Annotated in this window: 2 protein-coding genes; both read left to right on the top strand. The window is 60.4% G+C overall.

The window, feature by feature from the left end:
• Positions 1 to 721 precede the first annotated feature (721 nt).
• Positions 722 to 3,295: an ATP-dependent Clp protease ATP-binding subunit gene (locus tag Q0J60_RS10500; protein ID WP_294441343.1), complete on the top strand. Its 2,574-nt coding sequence runs from the start codon at positions 722 to 724 to the stop codon at positions 3,293 to 3,295.
• A 247-nt stretch (positions 3,296 to 3,542) separates the two neighbouring features.
• Positions 3,543 to 4,187, top strand: a 645-nt coding sequence (locus Q0J60_RS10495) for a 2-C-methyl-D-erythritol 4-phosphate cytidylyltransferase (RefSeq protein ID WP_294441340.1), incomplete at its 3' end; no start/stop codon positions are given.

Below are 4,187 nucleotides of genomic sequence, written 5' to 3'. Positions count from 1 at the left end.
TCCGCTTTGCAAATTGGCAACCTCTCTGAGAGGCAGGATATCCCACTCTCCGCTTCTTTTATCAAGCTCATCAGAAATTAACGATTTGACTATCGCGTTACGTATCTCTGCCAAATAATCATTTATGTGAACAGGCGTTGACGAGTTTTTGCTGTGCACTTCATTTATGCAGCGTATTTCGGATTCTCTTTCTGGCTTTGACGACTGGCAGAAGATTCAAGTTTCATGGACGTTTTTTCGACTTTCCCGGGAGCTTGATTCGCTGTTGAAGAGAATTCTAAATACTGTCCTGCTATTTTAATATTTTCTAACCCATTTGGCGAAATGCGCTCGGCAGGTTTTTGCCCTGTAATCCGGATGGCTCATCTTTTGCGATGCAAAACTGCCGGGAAACTCGGAAAAACGTCCACGAAACAAGCCGTTTGTGTCTGGTGCATTTATGGCGAGGTCATTTCTCGAGGGGTTGGCCGCTAAACAGTCAATCGCACGCTTGCGTCCGGTGCATTGCGGGACATTTCATTATGGTTCGATTTTTATGGACGCGATGTAACGAAATGGCATCGCGCTGCTCTCGTATTGGCACTCGGGGCACATGAGTGCTAGGATGATTCGGAAAAATACGAGGCATGTCTAGTATGGCGGACAAGATATGAAACGTACGAGGCGCAGGGCGCTTCCTCTGCGGGGTCTTTTTCGCCAGCTTCACAAGAAATGAGGCCCTATGGCATTCGAGAAATTCACAGACAAGGCCAAGCACGTGCTTGTGCTCGCCCAAGAGGAGGCGCGCCAGCTCAAGCAGCCGCACGTCGCCAGCGAGCATCTGCTGCTGGGCTTGGCGAAGGAGCCCGAGGGCATGGCAGCCCAAGCGCTCGAGCACGTGGGCGTGACCTATGACGACGCCCTCAACGAGGTGCGCAAGACCTCCATCCCCGACGACACACTCGATCCCACCGCGCATCTGTCGTTCACGCCGCGCGTGCGCCGCATCCTGGAGCACGCTCTTCGCGAGGCCATGCAGATGGGGCAGACCTATATTTCCACCGAACATCTGCTGCTGGGCATCGTGCGCGAGGGCGAGGGCAGTGCGGTTGACGTGCTTTCTCGCTTGAACGTGGAGCTTGACCAGGTGCGCACCGCGCTCAACGACCTGGTGGGTCAGCCGAGCCCCGTGGCTGCCGGCGTACCGTTCTTCGGCACGGGCGAGGCGCGCGGAGAGGCCAGCATGCTGGAGGAGTTCGGCACCGACCTCACGGCCAAGGCGCGTGCGGGCAAGCTTGATCCCGTGATTGGGCGTGCGGCCGAGATCGAGCGCGTCATGCAGGTGCTCTCGCGCCGTCAGAAGAACAATCCGCTGCTCATCGGCGAGCCCGGCGTGGGCAAGACCGCCGTGGCCGAGGGCCTGGCACAGCTCATCGTGGCCGACCAGGTGCCCGATATCATCAGCGGCAAGCGCCTGGTGACGCTTGACGTCTCGGCGTTGGTGGCGGGCAGCAAATACCGCGGCGAGTTCGAGGAACGCCTGAAAAAGGTCATCAAAGAGGTCATCAAAGACGGCAACGTGATTCTGTTCATCGACGAGATGCACACTATCATTGGTGCCGGTTCGGCAGAGGGTTCCATCGACGCCGCCGCCATCCTCAAGCCGCCCCTGTCGCGCGGTGAAATTCAGGTGATCGGCGCTACCACCACCGAGGAGTACCGCAAGCACCTGGAGAAGGATTCGGCGCTCGCGCGTCGTTTTCAGACCATCGTGGTGGGCGAGCCCTCCGAGGAGCAGACCATGCGTATCCTCACGGGCCTGCGTGACCGCTACGAGGCGCATCATCACGTGCATTACTCCGACGAGGCGCTGCATGCCGCCGTCACGCTGTCGAATCGCTACATCCAGGATCGCTTCCAGCCCGACAAGGCCATCGACGTGCTGGACGAGGCGGGCGCGCGCATGCGCATCCGCAATCGCAAGATGCCCGACGACGTGGTGAAGATCGACGAAGAGCTGCGAAAGGTGCGCAAGGATAAAGAGCAGGCCATCGCTGCGCAGGACTTCGAGCGCGCCGCCGCGTTGCGCGACCAGGAGAAAGGCCTGGCCGTCAAGCGCGAGGAGGCCGAGAAGAAGTTCTCCGAGGAAACCGAGCGCGAACTGGGCGAAGTGGGAGAGGCCGAAATCGCCGACGTGGTGAGCATGTCCACCGGCGTGCCCGTGAGCAACCTGACCGAAGCCGAGACCGAAAAGCTTCTGCGCATGGAAAGCGTGCTGCATGAGCGCATCATCGGCCAGGAAGAGGCCGTGACCGCGCTGTCCAAGGCTATCCGCCGCTCGCGCAGCGGCCTCAAGGACCCGCGCCGTCCTGCTGGATCGTTCATCTTCCTGGGCCCCTCGGGCGTGGGCAAGACCGAGCTGTCCAAGGCGCTCGCCGAGTTCCTGTTCAACTCCGAAGAGGCGCTCATCAGCTTCGACATGTCCGAGTATATGGAGAAGCACAGCGTGAGCCGTCTGGTGGGTTCGCCTCCGGGCTACGTGGGCTTCGATGAGGGCGGCCAGCTGACCAAGGCCGTGCGCCAGCGCCCGTATTCCGTGGTGCTGTTCGACGAGATCGAGAAGGCACACCCCGACGTGTTCAACATCCTCCTGCAGATTCTGGAGGAGGGTCGCTTGACCGACGCACAGGGTCGCTCGGTGGACTTCCGCAATACGGTGATCATCATGACGTCCAACGTGGGCGCGCGCGAGATCGCCCAGGACGCTCCGCTGGGATTCGCACCCGAGTCGCAGAAGGGCCTCTCCGACAAGGAGATCAAAAGCAGCGTGATGAGCGAGCTCAAGAAGCTCTTCCGCCCCGAGTTCCTGAACCGTCTGGACGAGATCATCGTGTTCAAGAGCCTGACCGCCGACGAGATTCTGCAGATCGTGGACCTCATGGTGGCCGACCTGCGCGACCGTCTGATCGAGCAGAACATGACCATCAATCTGACGGAGGCGGCGAACAAGTTCATCGCCGACGAAGGCACCGATACCGCCATGGGCGCGCGTCCGCTGCGCCGCGCTATTCAGCGCCTGCTGGAAGACCCGCTTTCCGAGCAGATTCTGGAAGGCAAGTGGCATGCGGGCAGCGTGATCGACGTGGACGTCAAGGATGACGAGCTGGTGTTCACCGAAGGTCAGGGCGAGATTCCCGCGCCGCGCAAGCGCGATAGCATCGCGCGCGAGGCGGAATCGATGCTGCCGCAATTCGATCTGGCGCACGCCGGGGGCGGTCGTCCGGGCGGCGTATCGAGCGACGGCGCTGCCGACTAAGGGCGTTCTAAAAAACGCAGAGACTGTTTTGGAGGAGGCTCATTGGGGCCTCCTCTTTATATGTGCGTTCTTGCGCCTGTGTCGAACGCGAGGGAAGTGGCGCATTGCGGTACACGATATTCGCTGGATGGGCTAATATGAATGGTTATAGAAAGTTCCGCACGAACGATGCGTGCGGCAATGCGATTTAACCCATAGCGACGCGTGCGGCTGCGCGCGTCTTTCGGCAAGAGAAGCGAGGGCATCCATGAGCAACGACGATTCTGCGCGTTCCGTTTTCGAGCAAAATGCAGTCGACCCAGTGTTTTTGCCGTCGGCTCTTTCCGATGTGGCGTCTGACTTCGAAGATACGAGCGCTGCTGCAGGCCTGGTTGCCTCCGCGCGCCTTCAGGGCAAGGTGGGCAAGAAGGCCAAGACCGCCGCAATCGTTTTGGCGGGCGGTTCGGGCGAGCGCTTTGGCCATGACGGCGGCAAGCAGATCGTGGAGATCGCCGGCAGGCCTACGCTGGCATGGTCCATCATGGCGTTCGACGCCACCGAAGACGTGGGCATTATCGTGGTGGTGTGCCCCGAGGACCGCATGCAGGAATACTGGGCTCTGGCCATCGACCCGCATAACTTCGTGACGCCCATCGTGATGGCTCCCGCGGGCGCATCGCGTCAGGAGAGCGCGTTCTCGGGTCTGGAATACGTGCCGGACAATTACGAATACGTGGCGCTGCATGACGGCGCGCGCCCGTTGATCTCGCCCGAGCTCATCACGCATACCATTAACACGCTTAAGGGTACGCTCGATGCGGACGGCGCCATCGTTGCCACTCCCGCCGTCGACACGCTCAAGGTCTTGGAGCACGGCGTCATCGTCGGCTCGTCCGACGGTCGCGTGTTCTGG

The organism is uncultured Slackia sp. (genome assembly GCF_944321625.1).
In the GTDB taxonomy this organism is placed as follows: Bacteria; Actinomycetota; Coriobacteriia; order Coriobacteriales; family Eggerthellaceae; genus Slackia.
This window is presented reverse-complemented; position numbering and strand designations above follow the sequence as displayed.